Source organism: Heliomicrobium undosum, from assembly GCF_009877425.1.
In the GTDB taxonomy this organism is placed as follows: domain Bacteria; phylum Bacillota; class Desulfitobacteriia; order Heliobacteriales; family Heliobacteriaceae; genus Heliomicrobium; species Heliomicrobium undosum.
This window is the reverse complement of the sequence record NZ_WXEY01000009.1, coordinates 18178-42223: the sequence shown is the minus strand read 5'-3', so window position 1 is coordinate 42223 and position 24046 is coordinate 18178. Positions and strand designations below refer to the sequence as shown.

Annotated in this window: 18 protein-coding genes; 9 read left to right on the top strand and 9 right to left on the bottom strand. The window is 57.4% G+C overall.

Features of this window, described 5'->3' with window-relative positions; translation table 11 throughout:
- Window positions 1–233: 233 nt before the first annotated feature.
- The 5 genes from GTO91_RS09970 to pdxR all read right to left on the bottom strand — a co-directional run bounded on the left by GTO91_RS09970 (window position 234) and on the right by pdxR (window position 6668).
- Window positions 234–1763 carry a solute symporter family protein gene (locus GTO91_RS09970; RefSeq protein ID WP_161258564.1) on the bottom strand — a complete coding sequence of 510 codons (1530 nt, stop codon included), beginning with the start codon at window positions 1761–1763 and terminating at the stop codon, window positions 234–236.
- On the bottom strand, window positions 1760–2140 hold the full coding sequence (locus GTO91_RS09965) for a DUF485 domain-containing protein (RefSeq protein ID WP_161258562.1): 381 nt from the start codon (window positions 2138–2140) through the stop codon (window positions 1760–1762). The genes GTO91_RS09970 and GTO91_RS09965 overlap by 4 nt, the downstream gene beginning before the upstream one ends.
- Before the next feature lie 411 nt (window positions 2141–2551).
- Window positions 2552–3277, bottom strand: coding sequence for a LytR/AlgR family response regulator transcription factor (locus GTO91_RS09960; protein ID WP_161258560.1), 726 nt, complete (start codon window positions 3275–3277; stop codon window positions 2552–2554).
- A complete protein-coding gene (locus GTO91_RS09955; protein WP_268894851.1) occupies window positions 3237–5027 on the bottom strand; it encodes a sensor histidine kinase in 1791 nt (596 codons plus the stop codon). The genes GTO91_RS09960 and GTO91_RS09955 overlap by 41 nt, the downstream gene beginning before the upstream one ends.
- A gap of 102 nt (window positions 5028–5129) precedes the next feature.
- Window positions 5130–6668 carry a MocR-like pyridoxine biosynthesis transcription factor PdxR gene (pdxR, locus tag GTO91_RS09950; protein ID WP_328793771.1) on the bottom strand — a complete coding sequence of 513 codons (1539 nt, stop codon included), beginning with the start codon at window positions 6666–6668 and terminating at the stop codon, window positions 5130–5132.
- Between the two features lie 120 nt (window positions 6669–6788).
- Between pdxR and GTO91_RS09945 the strand changes: the two genes are divergently transcribed.
- Window positions 6789–7520, top strand: coding sequence for an AzlC family ABC transporter permease (locus GTO91_RS09945; protein ID WP_161258556.1), 732 nt, complete (start codon window positions 6789–6791; stop codon window positions 7518–7520).
- Window positions 7510–7827 (top strand): AzlD domain-containing protein, encoded by a 318-nt coding sequence (locus tag GTO91_RS09940; RefSeq protein ID WP_161258555.1) that lies wholly within the window; start codon window positions 7510–7512, stop codon window positions 7825–7827. The genes GTO91_RS09945 and GTO91_RS09940 overlap by 11 nt, the downstream gene beginning before the upstream one ends.
- Window positions 7828–7894: 67 nt before the next feature.
- On the opposite strand, the gene GTO91_RS09935 is transcribed toward GTO91_RS09940, so the two are convergent.
- On the bottom strand, window positions 7895–8089 hold the full coding sequence (locus tag GTO91_RS09935; RefSeq protein WP_161258554.1) for a hypothetical protein: 195 nt from the start codon (window positions 8087–8089) through the stop codon (window positions 7895–7897).
- 10 nt (window positions 8090–8099) lie between these two features.
- Entirely contained in the window at window positions 8100–8945 is an 846-nt protein-coding gene (locus tag GTO91_RS09930) for an SPFH domain-containing protein (protein WP_161258553.1), read from the bottom strand.
- A 247-nt stretch (window positions 8946–9192) separates the two neighbouring features.
- Here GTO91_RS09930 and GTO91_RS09925 point away from each other — a divergent pair, with 247 nt between their 5' ends.
- The 3 genes from GTO91_RS09925 (at window position 9193) to GTO91_RS09915 (ending at window position 17450) form a co-directional block, all read left to right on the top strand.
- Window positions 9193–14802 (top strand): hypothetical protein, encoded by a 5610-nt coding sequence (locus GTO91_RS09925; RefSeq protein WP_161258552.1) that lies wholly within the window; start codon window positions 9193–9195, stop codon window positions 14800–14802.
- Window positions 14786–16063, top strand: a complete 1278-nt coding sequence (locus GTO91_RS09920; RefSeq protein ID WP_161258550.1) for a hypothetical protein — start codon at window positions 14786–14788, stop codon at window positions 16061–16063. The genes GTO91_RS09925 and GTO91_RS09920 overlap by 17 nt, the downstream gene beginning before the upstream one ends.
- A gap of 226 nt (window positions 16064–16289) precedes the next feature.
- Window positions 16290–17450 carry an iron-containing alcohol dehydrogenase gene (locus GTO91_RS09915; RefSeq protein ID WP_161258547.1) on the top strand — a complete coding sequence of 387 codons (1161 nt, stop codon included), beginning with the start codon at window positions 16290–16292 and terminating at the stop codon, window positions 17448–17450.
- 71 nt (window positions 17451–17521) lie between these two features.
- Here GTO91_RS09915 and GTO91_RS09910 read toward each other — a convergent pair whose 3' ends face one another.
- The gene (locus tag GTO91_RS09910) at window positions 17522–19330 is read right to left on the bottom strand and encodes a YcdB/YcdC domain-containing protein (RefSeq protein ID WP_161258544.1); all 1809 of its coding nucleotides are present in this window, start codon (window positions 19328–19330) and stop codon (window positions 17522–17524) included.
- Window positions 19331–19551: 221 nt separating this feature from the next.
- Here GTO91_RS09910 and GTO91_RS18420 point away from each other — a divergent pair, with 221 nt between their 5' ends.
- Window positions 19552–19677, top strand: coding sequence for a hypothetical protein (locus GTO91_RS18420; RefSeq protein ID WP_268894848.1), 126 nt, complete (start codon window positions 19552–19554; stop codon window positions 19675–19677).
- Between the two features lie 39 nt (window positions 19678–19716).
- The gene (locus GTO91_RS18415; RefSeq protein WP_268894847.1) at window positions 19717–19845 is read left to right on the top strand and encodes a hypothetical protein; all 129 of its coding nucleotides are present in this window, start codon (window positions 19717–19719) and stop codon (window positions 19843–19845) included.
- A gap of 75 nt (window positions 19846–19920) precedes the next feature.
- On the opposite strand, the gene GTO91_RS09905 is transcribed toward GTO91_RS18415, so the two are convergent.
- On the bottom strand, window positions 19921–20619 hold the full coding sequence (locus GTO91_RS09905; protein ID WP_328793770.1) for a class I SAM-dependent methyltransferase: 699 nt from the start codon (window positions 20617–20619) through the stop codon (window positions 19921–19923).
- A gap of 185 nt (window positions 20620–20804) precedes the next feature.
- Here GTO91_RS09905 and GTO91_RS09900 point away from each other — a divergent pair, with 185 nt between their 5' ends.
- Both GTO91_RS09900 and GTO91_RS09895 read left to right on the top strand, forming a co-directional pair.
- The gene (locus tag GTO91_RS09900) at window positions 20805–22049 is read left to right on the top strand and encodes a molybdopterin molybdotransferase MoeA (RefSeq protein WP_161258541.1); all 1245 of its coding nucleotides are present in this window, start codon (window positions 20805–20807) and stop codon (window positions 22047–22049) included.
- Between the two features lie 19 nt (window positions 22050–22068).
- Window positions 22069–24009: a molybdopterin biosynthesis protein gene (locus GTO91_RS09895; RefSeq protein ID WP_161258538.1), complete on the top strand. Its 1941-nt coding sequence runs from the start codon at window positions 22069–22071 to the stop codon at window positions 24007–24009.
- Window positions 24010–24046: the final 37 nt, after the last annotated feature.

Sequence of the window (24046 nt, the reverse complement as noted above, 5' to 3'; positions counted from 1 at the left end):
ATCCACTAGGCCGATTAGGCAAAAGCCATATCTCTGACAAATGCACAGAGACAGAGTCCCCTTGACCGTCCTATGCCCTTTATCCTGCCAGGCCTTAATTCACCTTTATTTATCTTCATGAATCTACGTTTTTTAAGAGTATCCCTTTATTCCAGTCAGAGCGACCATAAAAAACAGCCCCCGCGATTAAACAGAACTGTTTGATCGCAGGGGCTGTTTGATTTAACTTTATCTCAGCTCTCAGCGCCAATTCCGGTGTTCGCCCTCACATAGAGTTCCTCAAACTTCGCCTCTGCTTCTGGTTCCGCAAAGAGAAGGCTACCCACATAGGCGGCGAGGAATCCAAGTGGGATACTGATGATACCGGGGTTCTTCCAGGGAAAGAGGGCTTCTTTGGCCGGGAAGTAGTTAGGGCTGACGGCAACCAGAGCCAGGGTGGAGAGCAAGCCCACGACGATCCCCGTGACGGCCCCGCCAGTGTTGAACTTCTTCCAGAAGACCGAGTAGATGACGACAGGCACGTTGGCCGCTGAGGCGACGGCGAAGGCAAGCGCCACCAGATGGGCTACGTTTTGCCCTTTTGACAACAAGCCCAACAGGATGGCCACAGCGCCGACGCCGAAGGTGGCCATACGGGCGACTTTCACCTGAGAGGCCTCATCGACCTTGCCACCCTTGAGGACGTTGACGTAGAAGTCATGGGCGAAGGCGCTTGACGCCGCCAGGGTCAGACCGGCGACAACAGCCAGGATGGTGGCGAAGGCTACAGCCACGATGAAGGCCAGCATCGCCTCTCCGCCGGCAGTGCCCGCTCCGCCGCCAAGGTACTGGGCGAGCAGCGGCGCCGCCATGTTGCCGCCCTTGTCAGCTGACGTGATGGTCGCCTTATCGAGGAACAGGGAGGCGCCGAAACCGAGGAAGGTCGTCATGATGTAGAAGACACCGATGAGCACCATCGCCCAGATGACGGAGATGCGGGCCGTTTTTGCCGTCGGCACGGTGTAAAAACGCATCAGGATGTGTGGCATGCCGGCTGTTCCCAGGACGAGAGCCATACCCAGTGAGATCAGTTCGATGGGGTCTTTATAGAGCAGTCCCGGTTCGAGAAACTGTTGCCCATGTTTGGCTGAGATGGCGTCGAAGAAAGCGACAGGGTTGAAGCTGAACTTCGCTAGGACCATCATGGCCAGCATGATGGCGCCGGCCATCAAGAGGCCCGCCTTGACGATCTGCACCCAAGTGGTCGCCAGCATGCCGCCGAAGGCCACATAGAGGACCATCATGACACCGACGATGATGATTGCCGTCTCATAGGGGATGCCCACCAGCAGTTGAATCAGGCTGCCCGCGCCAACCATCTGGGCAATCAGATAGAAGGTGGAGATGGTGAGTGTGCTCACCGCGGCAGCGGTGCGGACCGGCTTCGGTTTTAAACGATAGGCCAACACGTCGGCCATCGTGTATTTTCCGGAGTTGCGCAGCGGCTCGGCCACGATCAGCAGCACCGAGATGTAGGCGACGAGCCAACCGACGGAGTACATGAACCCGTCATAGCCGTTGAGTGCGATCAGACCGGCGATGCCGAGGAAGGAGGCGGCGCTCATGTAGTCGCCGGCGATGGCGAAACCGTTTTGCACGCCGCTCAGCGAGCGCCCGGCCGCATAAAACTCAGAGGCCGATTTGGTGCGCCGGGCCGCCCAGTAGGTGATGCCGACGGTGATCGAGACGATCAGCGCGAATAAGCTGTAGGTGATCCACTTCATGGATTGCCCCTCCCCCGCAGTTTTTCTTTGATCCGGTTGACGGTGACGTCAAAGCTGTTTTCGGCCACCCGGGCATAGATGAAAGCCACCGCCCAAGCGACAAAGAACTGGGAAAGGGCGAATAGATAGGCCAGGTTGATAGAACCGATGACCTGCTTTTTCATGATGTGGGGGAAATAACCCACGCTGAGCGGCAAGGCGAAGTAATAGACAAAGGAAAATAAGATAGCTGGGATCAAAAACCTCGCCTTAGCCGCCATCAAACCGCGAAACTCAGCGCTTTCGCTGATTTCCACCCAACGCGTTTCCGTGTCCCGGGGTTTCTCCGGACCCTTCCAATGGGCTTCCTGCGCAGTAGTGATAACCGGTTGCCCCATCGGTCGTCTCTCCTCTCATTTTGGCTTGTTGTCCCTGAGAGCGCTGGCGCGAGCGCTTCTTCGAGCCGCTCGGCTGTTTCGCTTTCTGCGGGGCATAGCCGGTAACCCCGGTGCTCTCATCGTTTAGGGATGAACCTCCGTCCGGGTAATCGTCGCCGCCTCGTCAGCCCGCTGGGCCGATGACCGCTCCCCCCTTCCTTTCCGGGCGGCGGGTCTGGTCTTATGGTATGTTATTTTTCTGAAAATTTCAAATACTTTTTCTTCTCTGTGCCTAAGCGGTCGATTTCCCCGCCTGAAGTGCGTCAGGAGCGGTGTAAACGGCAAACGGTGAAGCCTCTCGACTTCACCGTTACATAGCGGCTTCACCGTTCACTGCATCGTTCCAAAGACACTTTCATGGGACGCTCATGCTCACCGTTCTAAACGCTGGAGCACCTCTTTTGCCGCCGCGCGGCTGACAGGGACTTTCACGCCGCCAAGCCCTTTGAGCAGGATGTTGTACGTGCCGTTCTGCCAGGGCTCGATCTCGTCCACAAAATCAAGGTTGACCAGAAAGCTGCGGTGGCAGCGGACGAAGGGATGGCCGGCCAGCTTGTCCTGCAATTCCTGCATGGTCAGTCGCGTCTCAAAACGGCCGCGGTCGCAATGGATGACGACCCGCCGTTCCTCTTTCTCCGCAAAAAAGATCCGGTCCGGTTTGACGACGACCAGCTTGTCTCCCTCTTCCAGGAGAAGGTTGCTGATCGGCGCCTTGGGCACGGTCTGCGGCGCCAATTCCTGCAATCGTTCCCGCGCCCGTTGCAGCGACTCGGAGAGGCGCTCCTCATCGACGGGTTTGAGCAGGTAGTCGAGGGCGCGCAGGCCGAAGGCTTCCAGTGCGTACTGTTCGTAGGCTGTGGTAAAGATGATCAACGGGGGCGGACTCGACTCAGCCAGTTGACGGGCCGCCTCGACGCCGTTCATTTCCGGCATCTCAATATCTAAAAAGATAAGCTGGGGTTGATGCTCTTTCTGTAAACGCAACAGTTCTTTGCCGTTGCGGGCGCTCGGACAGAGTTCTATGTCCTCGATCTGACCCAGCAGGTGCGCCAGTTCTTCACGAGAGAGCAACTCGTCCTCGGCGATCATCACTTTCATCGTTGTCACTCCCCTCCTTCGGTTCCGGCAGGAAGAAGCGCACCTCACAACCGCCCTCAGGCAGATTGGCGAAGACCAGTTGGGAGTTCACCCCTAACAGGGAAGCCAGCCGCTGGCTTACATTGTGGACGCCGATGCCGTTGCCCTTCTGGCTGGGCACCTGTTGGCGGGCAAGGCGGCTGAGCAGGGATTCGGGAATCCCTGCTCCATTGTCGGTTACCCGGATCTGAACCCCGTCATCGTGGCGAACGATGGTCAAGGCGATGCAACCGCCCTCGGAGCAGTCCTTCAACCCGTGCTGGATGCTGTTTTCCACCAGCGGCTGGAGGGTCGACGGCGGGATGCGAAAGTGATTTAATCCCGGTTCTGCATCAATCCGGATGGTCATGCGATCGGCAAAACGCAGTTGAACAATATCGATATACGCCTTGATGTGCCGCAACTCCTCTTCCAGGGAAACGAGGGGCCTGTCCATCATCTTCAGGTTCATCCGCATGAATTCGGCCAGTTGTAGCATCATCTTGCGCGCCAGGCTTGGGTTTGTCCGGATCAGCGACACGATGGCGTTAAGGGAGTTGAAAAGAAAGTGAGGGTTAATCTGGGCTTGCAGCATGCGCAGTTCCGCGTCTTTGAGCAAAAGGCTCTTTTTTTCCGTCTCCAGGAGGCTCAGTTGGTAAGAGATGAGTTTCCCCAATCCCTGAGCAAGACCGATCTCGTAGGGTCGAATGTCCTGAGAGCGGTAGAAATAGAGTTTCAGCAGTCCAATCACCTGGCCCGCGCAACTGAAGGGGATGACGACGGCGGCGCGCAGGATCTTATCAAGGTACGCATGCTTATAAGGCTCATGGCGGTAGACGACCTGCAGCTTGCCCGTTTCCAGCGCTTTAAGCGCGCCTTGCGTGTGAACAAGCCGCCCATGGGGATACTCCTCCTCGCCAATGCCCACATGGACCAGAACGTATTTGTTGTCGGTGATGGTCACGGCAAGAGTTTTCAACTCGGTAATGAAGGCTTCGGCGATATTTCGGCCTGTCTCGGCATTGAGTCCCTGCTGCAGTTGGGACAAGGTGAACTCGGTCAATTTGAGCGCCTTCTCCGTCTCCAAGGCCACCTCCTCCACCTCCCGCGAGGCTGTCCGGAGCATCTCCATGAAGACGGCGGCAGCCAGCGCGTTGACGAGCGCGGAAGGAAGCATGATCTGCGCCGGCAAGGGAACCGGCGCTTCGCCCATTTGCTGGCCCATCACCACGACCACACCGGCCAGGAGGGAAAACAGCAGGCTTACGGCAAAGGCCGGTCGCCCCGACAGGAGCGATTCGCCGCTGCGGTGCGCCAGCCACCCTGTCAGCCATCCCGTGAGAACCATCGTGACGGCGTTGACTTTCGCCAACAGGCCGCCAAGCACAAGCAGATGCAATCCGGCGATCGCCCCGACAGCGAGCCCTACCGGCAATCCGCCGACAAGCCCTGCGCCGATGACGCTCATTCCCGCCATTGTAACCGCTGCCTGATCCGCCCACAAAGGGAAAAGCGAGATGAGCGGAACGTTTGTCAACCCCAAAGCCAGGTCGGACGACACTGCAGAAGCCTGCGCCGGGACATTGGTGATCACAGCGCCAGCCTGGGTCCCTAACAGAGCCAGCAGGCTAAACCATATGACCATGTAAACTTTCCGCTCTCCGACCAGTCGACGCTGGATGAGAGAGCGAAAAAAACGAAGGCGAAGACAGAGAAAAAGAACGACAAGCAAAAGCGCCGCCCGTTGCAGCAAGAAAAATGTCAAAGGGATGCTCAGCTTCTGTCCCTCCCTTCCGCTAACAGCGCCCTGTCGAGACTCCTTGACAGGGTGTGTTTAGATGATCGGCTGCACCGCAACCGCACTGTGAGCGGGCCGCCGGGCCTTGGTCATTCGCCTCAGCGTATCGCCGATCCGCCTCGCCCCTTCCCAAAGAACGGTTTCGGGGTGGGAGGTAAAGCAGAACCTGAACTCACGCTCCCCTGATTCGGGTGTCGTGTAAAAGGCGTCGCCGGGAACGAAGGAGACGCCCCCTTTGATCGCCTCGTGAAGCAGATCCCGGGCGGTCACCGGCCGTTCGATCCGGCACCAGAGGTAAAAACCGCCGTCGGGGATGGAAAAAGATAGATCGGCGCCGCAGTAATGCCGGAGCGCCTGGGCGAGGGCGTCCCGGCGTTTTTTATAGATAGACCTGACACGGCTCGCGTGGAGGGGCAGTTGGCCGCTCTCCAGGTAGACATGGAGCAGCCACTGGCTGATGTTGCTTGTATGCAGATCGATGTACTGTTTTTCCATGGCCAGCCGGTTGATCAACGTAGGCGATGCGGCCAGGTAGCCGATGCGGAGGCCTGGAAAAAGCAGTTTAGAAAAGGTGTTCAGATAGACCACGCCGCCGTAGGAATCGAGCGCCTTTAGCGGCAACGGCGGCGGATGATGGTAGAACAGTTCGCCGTAGGCGTCGTCTTCGACGATGACGAGTCGATAGCGGGCCGCCAGTTCAATAAGATCATGGCGTTCCCTTTCAGAAAGGACCCGTCCTGTTGGGTTGTGAAAGGTTGGGTTGATGTAAAAAAATTTTGGGCGGTAGCGGATCAGGTAATCCTCTAACAGCGCCAGATTGAGCCCCTCACTGACGGGAAGGGAAAGCAGGCGCGCGCCGGCGCCCTGGAAGACCTGGACGGCGCCGATAAAGGTGGGCGCTTCGACAACGACGTAATCACCCGGCTCCAGCATGACACGCGCGAGCAGGTAGAGCCCGTTCTGGGAACCGGAAAAGGTCATCACCTGGTCGGCTGTGGCAGCGATTCCCTTGGCCGCCAAACCCGTGGCGATGGCATGACGAAGGGGGTTGTAACCTTCCGTTGGGATATGCCCGAAATCAATGGGGGCCGCTGTACCGGCGCGCTCCGCAAAAAGCCGCTGCATCGACTCGATAGGAAAGGTCGCAGGATCGGCCATGCCGGCAGCCAGGGCGATATTGTCCTCCGCCAGCGGCGCAGCGACCAGGTCGCGCAGGATCGTCGAAAGGGGGGACTGCGGGCGGGCGGCAAACAACTCTGTCCATGGCATCTGACCGGCATTGCCCTTGTTCCCGCTGTTTCCGTTGCTCTCGACGGCATGGCGTTCCACATAGGTGCCGCTGCCGACGCGCGTCTTGACCCATCCTTGCCGTTCTAACAACCGGTAGGCGTTGATGGCCGTCGTGCGGCTCACATCGAAAAGGGCGGCCAGTTCCCGTTCCGGGGGCAACTTCGTCCCCGGCGGCAGGACATGGTGGAGGATTTTATACATAATCATGTCGGCGATCTGCTGGTACAGGGGCTCTGCTGATCGGGGATCCAATTTTACGTCGGAAAACCAATTGGATGCGTCCACTTCCCCTTGCCTCCTCATTTGGTATCCAATTATAGCCGCTATTTAGCTAATTGGATATTTAACCTCTATTTCCTGCCGGCTAGAATGAATACCAATAAAAACTTTGGGGAGGGCCATCGGATGGAGAACGGAAAAACACTTGCCTTGCGCCACGTCGACCTGTCAGCCAGCGAATTTGCCCTAGCGGTCCGGGATACCCTGCCCATTCTGGTGGGCATCATCCCCTTCGGCATCACCTGCGGCGTCATGGGGCTTACAGCCGGGCTGACGCCCCTAGAAACGGTGATGATGTCGGTGCTCGTCTTCGCCGGCGCATCCCAGTTCGTCGCCATGTCCATGATCGGCGCCGGGATCACCGGCTGGGGCGTCATCGTGCTGACGACACTGCTCGTCAACCTGCGTCACCTATTGATGGGCGCTTCCCTGGCGCCACACATGTCCCGCCTGCCTCTGCCGATGCAGGCGCTGCTCTCCTTCGGATTGGTCGATGAGTCTTACGCCGTCACAGTGGGACGGATGCTGAACAGCCACTACAGCGCCGCGTACCAACTGGGGGCAAGCGCCACCATGTACCTCACCTGGATCGGTTCTACAGCCGCCGGGGTCGTACTGGGCAGCCGACTCCCCGACCCCTTGGCTTGGGGGCTGGACTTCGCCATGCCGGCCACCTTCCTGGTCCTGCTCATCCCCCGCCTCACCGACGATGTGCAGCAAAAGGTCTGCGCCATCGCCGCTGTCATGGCGCTGCTCGGCGCTTCGCTGCTTCCCGGGAAGTGGTACATCATCCTCGCTTGCCTGACAGCCAGCGCGGCAGGCGCTTACCTAGAAGGGAGGAAGACTGATGCGCAGTGACATCTTTCTGATCATCGCCGGCATGGCCGCTGTCACCTTTTTGACGCGCTTCGGCGCCCTGGGTCTCTTCCGGTTTATGCCCCCCTGGCTGGAAAAGTGGCTCAAATACGTTCCCACGGCGGTGCTGACCATCCTGATCGTGCCCGCTCTAGTCATGCCGGCGGGAAGGGTAGACATTTCTCTTCAAAACGATTACCTGTTGGCAGGCATCGTGGCTGCTTTGGTCGCCTACAAGACGCGCAACGTCACGGCCACGCTGGGGTTGTCGATGATGGTCATGTTTTCGTTGCGGTGGTGGAGTGTGTAAGAAGAGGCTGCCCGGATCTTGTCCGGCAGCCTCTTTCTTTTTATTGCGTTCGTTCTATTGCACTTTGTTAGGCTTGTCCCTCTTCCCCTTCCTTCTTGGAAGGCCCTTCTTCCTTCGGCACGCGGCCCGCTTTTTTTACGGCTTCCCTCAACAGAAACTCCATGTGGGCGTTGACGCTTCGCAGTTCATCGGCCGCCCAGCGTTCAAGAGCCTGATACAAAGCAGGATCGATACGAAGAGGAAAGCTCTTTTTCGGCGGCACTGTGATTCACCTATTGGTAGAGGCTGCCGGTGTTGACCACCGGCTGCGCCGACCTATCCGACACGATGGTCACCAGCAGGTTATTGATCATGGCGACCTTGCGCTCATCGTCCAGTTCCACTGTGCCGTCCTGAGTGAGTTTATCGATCGCCATCTGGGCCATTCCGACGGCGCCCTCGACGATCATCTGCCTGGCGGCGAGGATGGCCGAAGCCTGCTGGCGCTGCAACATGGCGCTGGCGATCTCCGTGGCGTAAGCCAGGTGGGTCAGCCGCGCCTCCATGACTTCTACGCCGGCCACAGCCAACCGGGTCTGCAGCTCCTTGGCGATCTCGGCGGCCACCTCTTCCGTATTGCCGCGCAGTGACGCCGCATTTCCCTGGAAATCGTCATAGGGGTATTTGGTGGCCACATGGCGCAACGCTGTCTCGGCCTGGATCTCCACGAATTTCTCGTAATTGTCCACCTCGAAGATGGCTTTTGCCGAGTTGACCACTTTGAAGACGATCACAGCTGCGATTTCGATAGGGTTTCCTTCCACGTCATTGACCTTCAACTTGGCGCTGTTGAAGTTTCTCACCTTCAAGGACACTTTCTTATAGGTCGAAAAGGGGACCGTGAGCCAGATGCCGTTTTCACGGATGCTGCCCATGTAGCGGCCGAAAAAGATGACCGCCTTCGCCTCATTGGGTTGGACGATGCGGAATCCCGAAGCGAAGATGAGGAACAGCAGAGTTGTGATGATCCCGGTAAGGATCGCCTCTGCGGCAAATAGGATCAGGGAACCAAAGAACAAAGCGACGAGAACCAACAAGGCCACAAATCCGTTGATCTTCCAGGCGTTGCGCTCGGTCATAGGATAAACCCTCCTCAAAATATTGTTTTGATGTAATCATGATATCACTTTGATACGAATAGGTCAATTGTAAGTAAAATCCTTCATCTACTTTTCTTGTGACAATATTCATCATTTTAAAGAACAGGAATTCACCTTAATATTGTCGAAATTGCGAATTTGATTGTTCCTTCCTTTGCCTTCAGGAACTCTCTATCCCGGGATGCGGGTGTTCGCCATGAATCTTCAGGAAAAGGAGGCGCATTTTTTGTCCAACCATCCACCGCTGCTGGCAACCTTTGAGGGTCTTATCGAACAATTGACTTCCGTCCAGGCGGATGACCGCCTGTGGGACTTTCTCCCGCCCTTGCTGGATCAGTTGCAAACCTTAATTGAAGCAAAAGGGTTAGAACGACAGAGGATGTATCACGAACAAGCCTTGAGAGCGCAAGTGAACAATCGTCTGCTCTCGTTGCTACAACAGTATGGCGAAGAATTGGCTTACCATGAGATCGAGCATTGGCAGAACTGGTCTGCCGACAATCCGGAAACGATTGACCAGAAATGGGTTGACCTCTGGCTCGACGCAATCGATAACCTTCAGCACCATTTGGATGCATACCGGGAACTGCGCCATAAGCCTGCGGGCACCCGTAGGGAGGAAAAAGAACGACGGAAAGCACAGGATGCCTCTGAGTCCAATATCATTCAGTTCGCGGAAAGCCTATCCCCGCTGGCCCCCGCGCCCGGCCTTTCCGCTGGCGCTGGTAACGAGTTCCTGCCATGCGTTAAATTGACGACGAAAGCCTCAGACTCGCTGGCTCCCCTCAACAGCGTCGATGTACCGGAACCTCTTTGCGCACCGAATTATGCCTCCGAACTTCCTGACGCTCTCAATTCGGCTGATACCACAGAAACAGTTATTCCCAAGGAGCCGACCGCTGATTTCGTGCCTGATGACTCTGACTTGGCGGACGCCTCCAAAACGGCTGACGATATCGACTCGGTTGAGACTCCCGTTCCAGTCGACACCTTCGATTGCGGCGACACCTTGGAGACTGCCGGCGGCCCGGACTTGGTCGAAGCTTTCGAACTGGCGGATTCCGTCGACAGTGATGACGCCTCGGAACTGGTTGACAGCCCGGACTTGGCGGAAACTTCCGAACTGGTTGACCCTGTTGACTTTGCCGACACCTCGGAACCGGCTAACGCCCAGGACTTGATCGGCGCCGCGGAACCCACTGACACCTTGAATTCCACAGAGGCATTAGAAGTTCCCTCCCCTTCGGACAAAACCAGTGAATCGGTAGTCCTGCCGGTCCTCCGGGAAGCCTTGCGCGATGACCGCTTCGCCCTCGCCTTCTGGCTCGCCCACGGTACAACCGGTGAAAAGGCGCCGCCGCCGTGGGTGGTGAAAACAGCCTTCCTTTCTCGCTATTGCACGCGCAGCGGCAATGATGCCATCGTACACTTCAACCCGCTTATCTACGGTCACCATCACCCCGTATTGGAACTGACCCGTTCCCCCTGGAACCTCCCGGAACTGGAAGCGCACCTCTGGATCACCCTGAGCGCATCCGTCCCTGCGTTGCTTGCACCCGACACAACCGTCGCCGGCAACTGGTTCTTTGGAGAACACACGGCGCCAGAACCGCTTGGACAACTCCACAAGTTGATCGCCGAGTTTTCATCCTTCGGCCAACCGCTCTTCCGCGTGGGGGGCAAATCGGCAGCAGACCTGCGGGCTCTTGAGAAAAAGGCCGCCGAGCAAGCGCAAGCCACCGCCGACTGGCTGTCCGCAGCCGAACACGCCACATTACCCTTCGCCCAGGCCACCTTCTCGCTCCGCCACATCAGTTCGCAAAGACATCCCCTTGGCCGGATGGCCCGGCTGGTTGCCGCAAACAGCCAGGCCCGTTGGAAAGAGGTACGCGCCTACCTTCAGGAAACCCTCTATGACAAACGAGCGATTGAGGACCTGATTCAACGTGACGACGCTCTTCCCCCTTCAGACCGCCTGACCCGGCAGATTGAAGGTAAAGCCCAAAAGCGCCTCATCGCCGAACTGGACAAGCTCCGGCTGTTGCTTGCCGAATGGGTCGAAGCATCCACCCAACTCGATAAAGCGAGACAGAGCCCCGAGTGGTCCAACAACCGCATTGAAACATTCTGCTGCAATTACTTGGACATCTGGAAAACGGTTGATCCTTGGTTGAAACGAAAAATCAGCGCTTCCCCTCCCTTATCTTCTCTTTCGATTGTGGCGAACAAAGCGCGTGATGTCCTGTCCGCTTTGGCCGGCTGGATCTCTAACGGCGGCATCTCCGCCGACCTGGCAGACGGCGCCGGCATCCAATCCATCTTTGCCGCAGACCTGCTTGAACCGCTGTTGCTCCTGCGACAGGTTCCCGTTTCTGAAGAAAACGAGCTTCCCGGCGAGATTTCACCCATCGCCGCGCTGGAATTGGCTCATTCGATCCGGGAAGGCCGCACCCTGACGGATTCCTTTGAGGACCAACTGGTCCAGGGCGATTTCTTTGCCGCCAAGCTGATCCTGGAGCGATCGGAACAGCGTGATCCCCAAGTCTGTGAAGAAGGACGCCATCGCTATGAAGAGGCGCTGCGTGAGGAACGGGACGCCTTTCGCCGAAAATGCCAGGACCTTCGCCAGGCCCTGGAACAAGACACCATCGATCATGTGCTCATGGAAAACGAACGTTCCGAGATGGAAGGGGAACTGCTTTCCCTAGAAAACTCGCGGAGCTTCCGCTACAACATCCTGAATGATAAGCTAAACGACCTGTCGAATCGTTTGGCTGAACTGCGCAGCTTCCGTGTGCAGAGCCTGTCTGTCGAACTGAACCGGCTCCGGGAAGAAGTCGACGCCGCAGATCCGGATCGAGGCGCTCAGGCTTCGCCCTTCCTGGAAAAAGCCGCCGCTGCTCTGGAACAGAGCGACCTCGCCCTGGCCGATGAGTACCTCGCACAGGTGGAAAACGTGCTTCGCTACGGCAAAGCTGACGAGTATCTTCTCGATGAAGAACCTCGAAGCGGAGACGACCTATCGCGCTTCCTTGATGTCTTCCAAAGCCTCTCCAGCGTCCTGCAGGACCAAAAATCCGTCTCCGTCCACCGCGATCTGGCCCGGGGCAATCCTGTGGCCGGACTGAACGAAGTCAAAAACCTGCCCACCCCACGTCGCAAAGAGATCGAGATAGCCCTTAGCGCCTTCCGGGAATTGAAGCAATTTGGCACCACCCCCACCCTCAAAGACCCCAAGGTGGCTGAACTGACTGGCAATATCCTTCAGTATCTCGGTTTCTTGGCCCCTCAGGTGACTGTAGAAGACAGAGACAGGCATTACTGCCATCTGGCGGCTCAAATGAGCGGCGGTGAAGTCTCTCCGTTGCCGGAATTCGGCTCCCTCCGCCAGGGCAGTTACAAAATTGTCCTCCTCTGGGAGCGGCCCGGCGCAGAGACAATCAGTCAGATCCTGGAGCACGTCAATATCAGCGCCAATTGCCCGATCATCCTCTACCTAGGTCGCATGGGACTGCGTCAGCGCAATGAATGGGCGCAGCACTGCCGCGCCAATGAACTGACAGCCATGCTGATCGACGAACTCCTCCTCTGTTTCCTGGCCACACAGAAAGAAAACCGCCTGCCTGCTGCGGTCCACTGCGCCCTCGCCTTCGGTTACGCCAACCCCTACACCCCCTTCGGCGCCGGGAACGTGCCGACAGAGATGTTCAAAGGTCGCAAGAGCATCATCCGCAGCCTCATGGAACCGACGGGCGCAGCCATCCTCTTCGGTGGACGCCAACTAGGCAAATCGGCCATCCAGCGCCGAGTGGAAAAGGTTTTTTCCGACCCCAAAAAACAGCAGTATGTATTTTTTGACGATATCAAAAGCCTCGGTGAGCCTGGAGGCAACCAGCAAACCCACCATGTTTGGTCTCATCTGCACGCCTGGCTGGTGCGCAACAATCTGATCAAATCGACCGTTCTCGATACAGCGGACAGGATTCACGACGCCATGCTCCGCCAGTTTGAAAGCAACCCGGAACTGCGCATCCTGGTGCTCCTCGATGAAGCTGACAATTTCCTCACCGCCGATGCGGAAAAGAACTTTGAGACGCTTCATCAATTGAAAAAGATCATGGAAGACACGGAACGGCGATTCAAGGTGGTCCTCTCGGGCCTCCATAGCGTCCAGCGATACACCGGTCTGTCAAACCATCCCTTCGCCCATTTGCAAAAGGTCAACATCGGACCCCTGGAGGGTAAAGCCGCACGGGCGCTGATCGAAGAACCCTTCAAGACACTTGGCTTCAAGTTCGCCGACAGTGATGTGGTCTACCGCATCCTGGCCTATACCAATTACCATCCCGCTCTTATCCAACTCTTCTGCAAGGAATTGCTCCGGCACGAATACGCAAACCGCCGGTTGACAGGGCGTCCCTACCACAAGGTCACCATGGAGTCCGTCGAGGCGGTCTACCGCAAACCGGACCTGCGCAAAGAGATGAACGACCGCTTCGAGTGGACCGTCGGCCTTGACAAGCGTTACGAGGTGCTTGTCTATGCCATGATCTATGACCAGATGGACGTTCGCGACGGCTACCGGAAGGTCTACACCTACCGGCAGATCCTGGATATGGCCCGGCACTGGTGGAAAGAAGGCTTCAAGGACATCAACGATGACCATGCGCGCTCCCTTCTTGACGAACTGGTCGGCTTGGGCGTGCTTGTGAAAAACCCGGAAAAAGGCATTTACCGTTTGCGAAATGCCAACATCGCCCGGGCGCTGGGGACGAACGACGAGATCGAGCAACGCCTCTGCCAGTTCATCGATCGGCCCGCGCCGGCTGCCTTCTCAGTCCAGTCGATGCGCCCCTGCCTAGACCGAACTGAGTGCGCCTGGAGCCCCCTCACCTTCGCCCAGGAAGGCTACCTTCTGAAAAAACAGGCAGGCCTCGGTCTCATCTTCGCCTCACCTGCGCTCGGCTACGAACATTTGGAATCGGCATTGCAGCGTGTCGCCGTCCCTCCCGAGGACAATCTCCTCTTGAAGAGTTCCTATCTGCCGTTGCCGGCTGATTGCCTGTCCATGAACCGGATCATCGCCTACCTCCAAACCCAGGTCCGCGGCAACCGCTCCGGACGACTAGTCTTCCATGGCCGGTCCTCTCAACTGACGGCTGCCGGCGCGAGCATCGTCGCCAGCCTCAACGAGTTGCACCATAAACTGCTCGACTACCGCCGCGCGCGCGACCGCTCCGTCTACTTCTTCATCTCCTTTGACGACAGTGAAATCCTTGACTGGTGCCGCCTTCCCCGGAACAGCCGGCTCGAACTGGAAAACCGCGCCAACGCTCTCGTCTCGGCCTCTCGCTGGGATGCCGAGATGATCTGCCGTTTCCTCCATGAATACGGCATGATGAACAGCAGCCCTGTGGGAGAACGGGTCCTACAGTCCACCGGCGGATGGCCCTGGCTGCTCAAGCAGCTCCTCAACATCATCGTCGATCGCACCGAACGAAAATCATTCGAAAACCTGGATCCGCGTCACTTTTTGCCCGAATTGGAGCAACAGCTTCAGAAAGACCGCACCTTTGCACGCGCGTTTCTACAGGAAACCGGTCTGATCAGCTTCCGGGAGGCGCGGGAGACGCTCCAGTTCATCATCGATTTCGGCGAAGCCGGGGAAAACGAGGTGGTCGAGTTGTTGGCAGACGAAAGGAATCTGGAACTGGACACCGTCCTGGGCCACATGGACTGCCTGAAGCGCCTCGCTGTCATCGAAACGCAACAAGACCGGATCCTCGTCGAACCGATCATCGCCAACATGGTGGCTAACGATGAACTATGGCAGTGATTTCGCCTGGTGGCGCATGCCCGGTGTAGAGAAGTGGTGCCGCAACATCGCCGATGATCTTCTGGCGCCCCGGAGCGTTTTTCTGCTCTTCCCGCGCTACTGCCCACCGGAGGCGGTGCAACGACTCAGTGAAGCCATCTGCGACCAGATCCCCTACACTAATATCCACGAATACTGGATCAACCCGGCAAACGCGAAAGGCCGTTCACCGGCGACCTTGCTGGCTGATAGCCTGCGTTGGCCTTCCCGCAAAACCAATGGACGTCTCGGCCCCCGGGAACTGATTTACAGCGACGATTGGCCCTCTCTGACCGTCATCACCGGTTTGGAGGGCCTCCCTCCCGAGGAACAGGCGCTCTGGGGGCGTTTTATCAGCGGATGGAATGACGCAGCTCACGGCGCGCCGTCCGATGTGGCCCGCCGCGTCCTGCTCTTCCCCATTCACGGCGAATCGGCCTTCACGCCGCCGGCAGACGTGCGATTAGCCGTCCGCCGCTTCTGGAACCCCCTCTCCCAACTGGAACTGACCTATCTGTTGCGAACCGCTTTACGTGAAAGCAGTGAAGCAAACTGGCATTGGGCGGAAGCTGTCTGGACAGAGTTGTCCGGCGGTGACCCGCAACTGCTCGAACGTCTCCTGACACAATGTATTGCCTGCGAGAGGGATGAATGGGGAGTCCTGACCGAATACGGCAGGGATCTCGGCTGGAACCCATCGCAACTGGAAAAACTGGGGGCTGTCAAAGCAACGCGGCTCAGTTACCCGAGCCGCATGCGCAACCTGGGCGCCCCACCGAAAGAATTTGAAGCCCTATGGCGCGCCGGCGCCATCGTCTACACGCCGGAACGGGGCATGGAACTGCACGCCGCCGCAGCTGCCCTGGTTGGCCTTCGCCAGGAACTGGACCAGCGGATTTGGCGCGGACAGGCCCGCTTTCTCTTCCCTGTCATCGACGCCGTGCGTTTCGACCTCTGCCGCTCCCTGACTCGGCTCTTCGGTGAACAGTGGATCCACTTCGCCGATCAGGATCGGGGAGACCTGCAATCCACGCCCGACGGTCCAATCACCCAGTTCGGTCACCTGCTCTGCGTCATCCGGGCGCCCCAAGCCTATTTCCCCGGCGTCGACAAAAATGCTCTAGAAGCCAGTGTGGATATCCTCCGCAAGGCACGCAACCAACTGGCCCACTACGTTCCGTTAACCCGAGCCGTCTTTGAAGAGTTATTGTCGACAATTCAACGGCTGGACAATTTACTCTAAAACGGAAGCGATATCTTTGCGAAATAAGCCAACGATGACAAAGGAAGCCCTCGGCAGTCTCTTCGGCGCCGGTGGGCTTCCTTTCTTCATTCGTCATTATCTTTTCTTGCAACTTTGCCGCTCTTTCTTGCCAACCTCTCTCCTTTGACAGGGAAATCGCCTCTCCGCAAAGAATGTGAAGATTATTACAAATTACGATGCCGAGCGGCGGAAAGGAAGACGGACAATGAATAAACAGGTATACCGCTATTTCATGCCGCCGGTCAGCATCGTCGGCGTCGACTGCCTGGATGAGATCGCCGAGTACATCCGGCCCATGCGCGTGCGCAAGGCCTTGATCATCAGCGATCGGGTGCTGGCGGACACGGGGTTGGTGAAAAAGCTGACCAGCGTTCTGGACAATCTGAACATCCTCCACGTCCTTTATACTGACGTCAAGCCGAACCCTACTGTCGAAAATGTGGAGCAAGGTTTGCAATCGTACCGGGACAATGGCTGCGATTTCCTCGTTTCCTTCGGTGGCGGCTCTCCCCATGACTGCGCCAAGGCCGTGGCCCTACTCGCTACAAACGGAGGCCGGATCACCGATTATGTGGGCTCAAACAAGTCGAAGCACCCGGCCGCCCCGCTCGTCGCCGTCAATACGACCGCTGGCACGGGCAGCGAGGTGACCCGCTTCTGCGTCATCACGGACGAGCAACGCCATGTGAAGATGGCCATCGACGATTGGCATGTGACGCCCCTGATCGCCGTCAACGACGCCGCCCTGATGACCGGGATGCCGCCGGGACTGACGGCGGCCACCGGGATGGACGCGCTGACCCATGCGATTGAAGCGTATGTGTCCACACAGGCCACACCGGTGACAGACTGCAAGGCCTTAAAGGCGATCGAACTGGTCGCCGGATACCTGCCGCGGGCCTTCTATAACGGGAACGATCTGGAGGCGCGGGTGATGATGACCTACGCCGAATACCTGGCCGGCATCTCCTTCAACAACGCCAGTCTCGGCTATGTCCATGCCCTGGCCCATCAACTGGGCGGTTTCTACAACCTGCCCCACGGTCTCTGCAACGCCCTCCTGCTACCGGCAGTCTGCGCCTACAACCTGCCGTCGGCGCCGGCCAAATTCGCCCGCATCGCCGAGGCGATGGGCGCCGCGACCACAATGCTCCCCCCGATGGAGGCCGGCCTCGCCGCCATCGGCGCCATCCAACGGCTGCAGCGCGAATTGAAACTGCCGACGCGTCTCAGCGAATTAAAGGGGTTCGAAGAGCGGCATATCCCCACCCTGGCGGCAAACGCCCAGCAGGATGTCTGCGGTCTCACCAATCCCCGCCGGGCGACCCAGGCCGAGTTGGAGGCGATGTTGCGGGCGCTGCTGTAGCGTCGCCGAAATCCTCCATTGAACTGATGATGATAAAGCCCTGTTCTCTGACAGAGAGAACAGGGCTTCGTTCATTTCCCATCCTTCAGGACCTTGGGAAAACTCACCAAATTCCCGGTGAAGGCATCGACGTACAAAGGCCCCTCCCAAAAGGTGTCCATTCCGACACTGCTTAACCTGTACACCGGACGGTAGGTGTACTTGGTAAATATGTTTCTATATACTGGATAGTAGTAGGTTCTGCTGAAAGGCACATCGGCCAATAGAACATCCATCGCCTTCTCCGGCGCAATCGCCTGATCGCTATCGGGAAGGGCTGTATCGATCGACATTGATTTCGGCATTTCAAAGCGGGTTATCCGTCCGTCTCGCCCATCGAGGGACACCTGGAAGTACTGCTCTTTCACCGGTATCCCCTGGTAGAGCCGGATAAATTGGAACACGTATGACGGCGGGTCGCTCTGGATCCAACCGGTCATATCTCTCCGATTCACCCACTCAGGAATATCGTCGGGTTCAGGCATTTGATTGGCCACGGGGTGAGCTTTTATGAGCATGGCATGGTCGCCAGGGGGAAGAAACTGTTGGATAAAAGCGATCGCCGTAGCTTGAGCGGCCTCGGGACCGATATCCGCTTCCGGTTCTTGGCGTTGATAGCCATTTTCCTTATATGAAAAATACGTAATCCTGCCGGTATCCTTGGAAATGCGGATATTGATGATATTTTCCACTGACCAGGACGAATATCGTTCCTCCCTTCGTTCCTCGACGGAGGCGTACATGAACCATCTGCTGCGATCCTTATCGAGCGACTTTCCCGTCATATCGACACCCATGTATTGGGAGATCCAGGCCGCCGACTCATCCAGGTTAGCCACAACAGACGGCGCCCCTCCTCCTTTTACTTGAACCAATGTTTCCGCAGGCGGCATGATGGTCGTCCAGTAACCGACATGCATCGGCGTAGCAAACCATTTGGGAAAAACCCCCCACCGATCCAGGAACGGATCATACGTAAATAAGCCTGTCTCCCCGTCGATCGGGTCAATCCGGGTTGGCGCATAGATCAAAGCCGGGCGGGACGAGATGGTATTTCCTTGCTCATCCACGGTCACCGGCAACCGTTCCACATACATCAATCGCATCGGAGATTCACGTCGTAATCGGGCAACGGCTTGGTCCTTTGCGATCCAGTTCACCGTGGAAGGATAATAATCCCCCGGGTCACGCGGCGTTTCCTTGGGACGGAAAAAAGAGATGAGCGTTCCCTGCTCGTCGACGGAAACCACGCATCCATCGTCTATCATCCCGCCGCCGTTCAAATCGCGCGGCAAATTCAGGGTATACGAAGCAGCATCATCAACTTGACGAAACATAAGCGGACCATCACCGCGATACTGCGCCCAATCCCCTCCCAAGAGGCTTGTCGCATAGGCAACACACTTTTCCCTTATCTCACGCCGTGACATGGGCTGTGATTTGCCTTGCTTGTTTGGCTCTTTGCTGTAAGCGCGCTGATAGAAATGAATCTTCCCCGTCCATTGATCAAGGCTGAAGGTTATGTACAGATCGGAGGCTTCCGCAGCGCCATGGATGGTAATGAGCCCCAGTTGATCTTCCACATCATCCTTCTGTAAGGGCATTGATTTGATCTCCGGCACGATTTGGCGCAACTGTTCAAGGCTCCTTCGGGGGCCAGCATCCAACCGCGCGGCGACATCGTCAGCAGCCGAGGCGAAGGCATCCGCAGGGAGAAAGAGCGTGATAAAGAGTCCTACCGTTGATAGAGCAGAAACGAATCGTTTGGACGACCACATCGGTGGCTCTACAGTCAACACAATGGGGAGTCGAAGTCGCAGTGTCATCACCTTCTTTTCCAAAGCTTATCGGAATCATGGGGCGTTCCTCATTCCGAATCGAAATAAACTAGCAAAAAATGTTTCTATTTCTCCCCCTTTTATTCCTCTATTCGCCATGAATAAATGACTTTACGCCGGCGGCAACGCCCCCCCTTCCGGCTAAAAGTCTCGTCTCGGCGAGTAACCAATTCCATAGTTTGCCATAACCTGTTGGTAGATACCATGAAAGGAGGTCTTTCCGTATGGGTGCTGCTTACGGCGGATTCTTCGGTTCCGGTTTTGGGGTCGTGGCCGGTCTTGTCATCGCCCTGATCATCATTGGCGCTTTCTATCCCAGTATTGTGGGCTTCGGCTACGTTCGCGACTAACCCCGCCTTTGCACAATTTTGACGAAAGGGGGTCCTTTTATGGGCAACGCTTGCGGTTGCGGAACTGGCTATTACTTCGGGAATAGCATCGTCGCCCTGGCCATCCTGATCATCATCATCGCCATTCTGGGCACCGGTTTCGGTTTCGGATACGGTTACGGGGCTTAAAGATCAAGATCATGCCGCTTCACGAAAGACATGAAAAAAGCCCGCCTGCTGCGCTACAGGCGGGCTTTTTTCATGTCAAGCCGCAGTACTATCTTTCCTGCCGAAGAGGACGACAAAGTTAAAATATTTATATACACAATCGCCATCGACAAAGCCCGCCTGCCTCAACCAATTCAACTGAGCCTGCAAAGGCGCAAAGATATCCAAACTCAGTCTCTCATAGGCCGCCTTGATGGCTTCGGGACTCAACCCGCTGGCTTCCACTTTCCGCTTCCAGTCGTCCACATACATGTTATCGAGGTAGGGAGTGCTTCCCAGCACCTGGTCGGCGTTGACGAATATCCCCTTTTCGTTCAGGAGTTCATAGATCGTCCGGTACAAAGCAACCTTCTCCGGGTCGGTCAGATGATGAATCGACAGAGACGAAATGACGAGGTCGAACTTCTCCGAAAAGGGGTATTTCGCATAGTCGCCGACCAGATAGGTCACATTGGGATTATCGCAGAACCGCTCTTTCGCCACATCCAGCATTTTCTCCGATATATCGATCAGCGTGAACTGGGCGTTCGGGTACTTGTCCATAAAGAACGATGCCAGCAACCCCGTTCCTGCGCCGATATCGAGGATCTTCGGAGATTCCTTTTCCGTCTCCGCAATCGAAACAGCGATACCATAGAAATCGTCAAAACAGGGGATCAACTGTTTCCGTTGACTGTCATACCGCCCAGCGGTGTCGTCAAACTTCGTTTGCACCTTTTTCTTGGAAGCGTCCACCGATTTCACTCCTCTCATCTTCAAAATTATAACACGGAAACGGACCAAGTAACGCTTACCCAGGGTATACGGCAAAGCCAAGCAGGGGATTGCACGGCATTTCTCGAAATAAATCATGATCTTTCGTTGTATAAGCCCACATAAGACCAGTTGATGCAACCCTACGCAGAAAAGAGGAATTCACCATGGACTTTTTCCAGTGCATCCCCCTTCGCGAGGCCCAAGAGATAATCGCCAAAGAACTGACCGGCGCCATTGTGGCTTTTGAGCAAGTATCTCTTGTCGATGCCTTGGGAAGGGTGGCAGCAACGGATATAGCGGCCATAGAGAACCTCCCCCCTTTCAGCCGATCCACGGTCGACGGTTTTGCCGTGCGCAGCGCCGACACCTTTGGCGCCAGCGAAGCCGCGCCATCACTGTTCACTATCGTCGGCGAGGTGCTCATGGGGCAACCCACGGATATCGAACTGCGCCCTGGCCAAGCGGCGACGATCCCGACGGGCGGCATGCTGCCGGCGGGGGCCGACGCGGTGGTGATGCTGGAGTATGCCGAGCAGCCTGATCCCCATTCACTTTTAATCTCCAAAATGATCGCGCCCGGTGAAAATGTCGTCGTCAAAGGGGAAGACATTGCCTACGGTTCGATCATTCTCCGCCGGGGACAAAAAATTACGCCGGCCCACATCGGCGTTCTCGCCGCCAGTGGCGTCACCTACGTGCCGGTGCGCCAACCTGTGAAAGTCGCCATCATTTCCACCGGTGATGAACTGGTCGATATCGATGTTCCCGTCAAAGCCGGTCAAATCCGGGATGTCAATTCTTACGCTTTAGGCGCCCTCTTCACCGGATGGGGTTGCCAAGTGACGCGCATGGGTATCGTCCGAGACAGTTTCGAACAGTTCTACAGGGCGCTTGCCGAGGCAGCGGTCACCCATCACATGGTCGTCATCTCCGGCGGCAGTTCCGTAGGGGCACGAGATTTCACTGTCAAGGCCATCGACGGCCTCGGCGCCCCCGGTGTCTTGTTTCACGGGATCGCCATCAAACCGGGAAAACCGACCATCTTCGGGATGGTCGAAGGGACACCCATCTTCGGGTTGCCGGGCCATCCTGTCGCCGCGATGACGGTGAGCGATCAGTTGGTCAAGCCGGCTGTGCGCCTGCTCTCCGGCCAAAAAAACACCTTCCAGCGCACGCGCGTTACAGCCCGCCTCAACCGCAATGTGGCCTCCTCTCCGGGTCGCGACGATTTCATCGGCGTCCGGCTTATTAAAGAAGGGGCAAACAACAAGGCGGCGCCGATCTTCGGAAAGTCGGGCCTGATCCGGTTGATGGCCGAATCGGATGGCATCATGCACATCCCGGCCGACAAGAGCGGTGTATACGAAGGGGAAGCCGTTGAGGTGCTCCTTCTCTATGACGCCGATTAAAGAGGGATGGTGCGCAAGCATGGGCAGCAATAAAGCCTACCTGAATTGCCTGCAGCGGGACGAGGCGCAGGCGCTGTGGCGTAATACACTGAAAGAAATCGGCTATTTTGAACGCCCCCCTGTTGAACACTTGCCGGTAACGGCATCACTCGGACGCGTGACAGCCGGTACGGTCTATGCGAAGCAATCGGTGCCGCATTACAACGGCTCCGCCATGGACGGTATCGCCGTCTATGCCTCTGACACCTACGGCGCCCAGGAGACGGCGCCGAAAGGGTTGACCCTGCTGCCGCCCGGCAGTCCCTTCACGCCTGGGGGCTGCTATGCTGTTGATACGGGCGATGCGATGCCCGCCGGAACCAACGCGGTGATCATGATCGAAGACGTCCACATCTCTGAAGGGACAGCGGAGATCATCGCTGCCGCCGCACCCTGGCAGCATGTCCGGATCATCGGCGAGGACATCGTGGCCGGGGAACTGGTCATCGCGGAACACCATGTCATCGCGCCAGTGGACATTGCCGCGTTGCTGGCCGCCGGGTTGGACACGGTGGAAGTGGTCAAAAGACCGAAGGTTGCCGTGATTCCGACAGGCGACGAGATTGTTGCGACCCGGGAGGAACTGCAACCCGGCGCCATCCTTGATGTGAATTCCCACATGCTCGCGGCGGCGGTGACCGAATGGGGTGGCCAGCCGGCCCGGAAGTCTATTGTCAGAGACAACCGGCAGGCCATCGAGGAAACCCTCATAGAAAGCTTGGCTGAAAGCGATATGGTGATCATCAATGCAGGCACGTCGGCCGGCCGGGAAGACTATACCGCTGCTGTCCTGTCCGCCATCGGCGAAGTGCTCGTCCACGGCGTCGCCATCAAGCCGGGCAAGCCGGTGGTTCTGGCCGTTTGTCAAGGCAAGCCGGTGATCGGATTACCTGGCTACCCCGTTTCCGCCATGTTGACGGCGGAACTGTTCGTCCGGGACATCCTCCTGGCCAGGCATAAACTCCCCCCTTACGAGACGCCTCAGGTCGAGGCCGCTTTGTCCAAGGCAGTCGCATCGACAATCGGCATGGAGGAATACATCCGCGTCTCCATCGGCGATGTTCAAGGCAAGCGGATCGCCGCGCCCCTGAACCGGGGTGCCGGGATGATCTCGTCGCTAACAAAGGCGCAAGGCGTCATTCGCATCGAGCGGGGCAGCACTGGCCTCCCTGCCGGCCTTTCGATGCCGGTGACACTGCTGCGCAAGCGCCGGCCGGCGCGCACCATATTGTCTGTCGGCAGCCATGATCTCGCCCTGGAACTGCTCGGCCTGTTCCTGCGGCGCCGGATGGAAAATGTCGCCCTCTCCTGCGCCAACGTGGGCAGCATGGGCGGAATCATGGCCATCCGCAACAATGAGGCGCACATGGCCGGCATCCACCTGCTGGACGAGCAGTCGGGCTGTTACAACGTTCCCTTCGTCAAAAAGTATCTGCCTGGCTTGCAGGGATGTCTGATCCATCTGGCCATGCGCGAGCAGGGCCTGCTTGTCCTGCCTGGCAACCCGAAAGGCATCACCCGGTTAAGCGACCTCGCTCGACCGGAACTCACCTACGTCAACCGGCAGCGCGGTTCGGGAACGCGGATGCTGCTTGATTATGAGCTCGGTAAAGCGGGAATTTCCGTTAGTGTGATCACCGGCTACGACAAAGAGGTGGGCACCCACATGGCGGTGGCGGCCTCCGTCGCCGCCGGCACAGCCGACGCCGGCCTCGGCGTACAGGCAGCCGCGCAGGCGCTCGGGTTGGATTTCATCCCTGTCGCGAAGGAACAATATGATCTGCTGTTGAACTTTGCGCCAGACGATGATTGTCTGCCAGAGATCATCGATATCCTCAAGTCAGAAGAGTTTCGCCTGGAGGTAGAGCGCCTCGGCGGTTATGATCTTCGCGAGGCCGGAGAAATGATATCGGTTAACTGACTCAAACCGCCGGGCGGCCTGTGAACAGCGCTCCCGG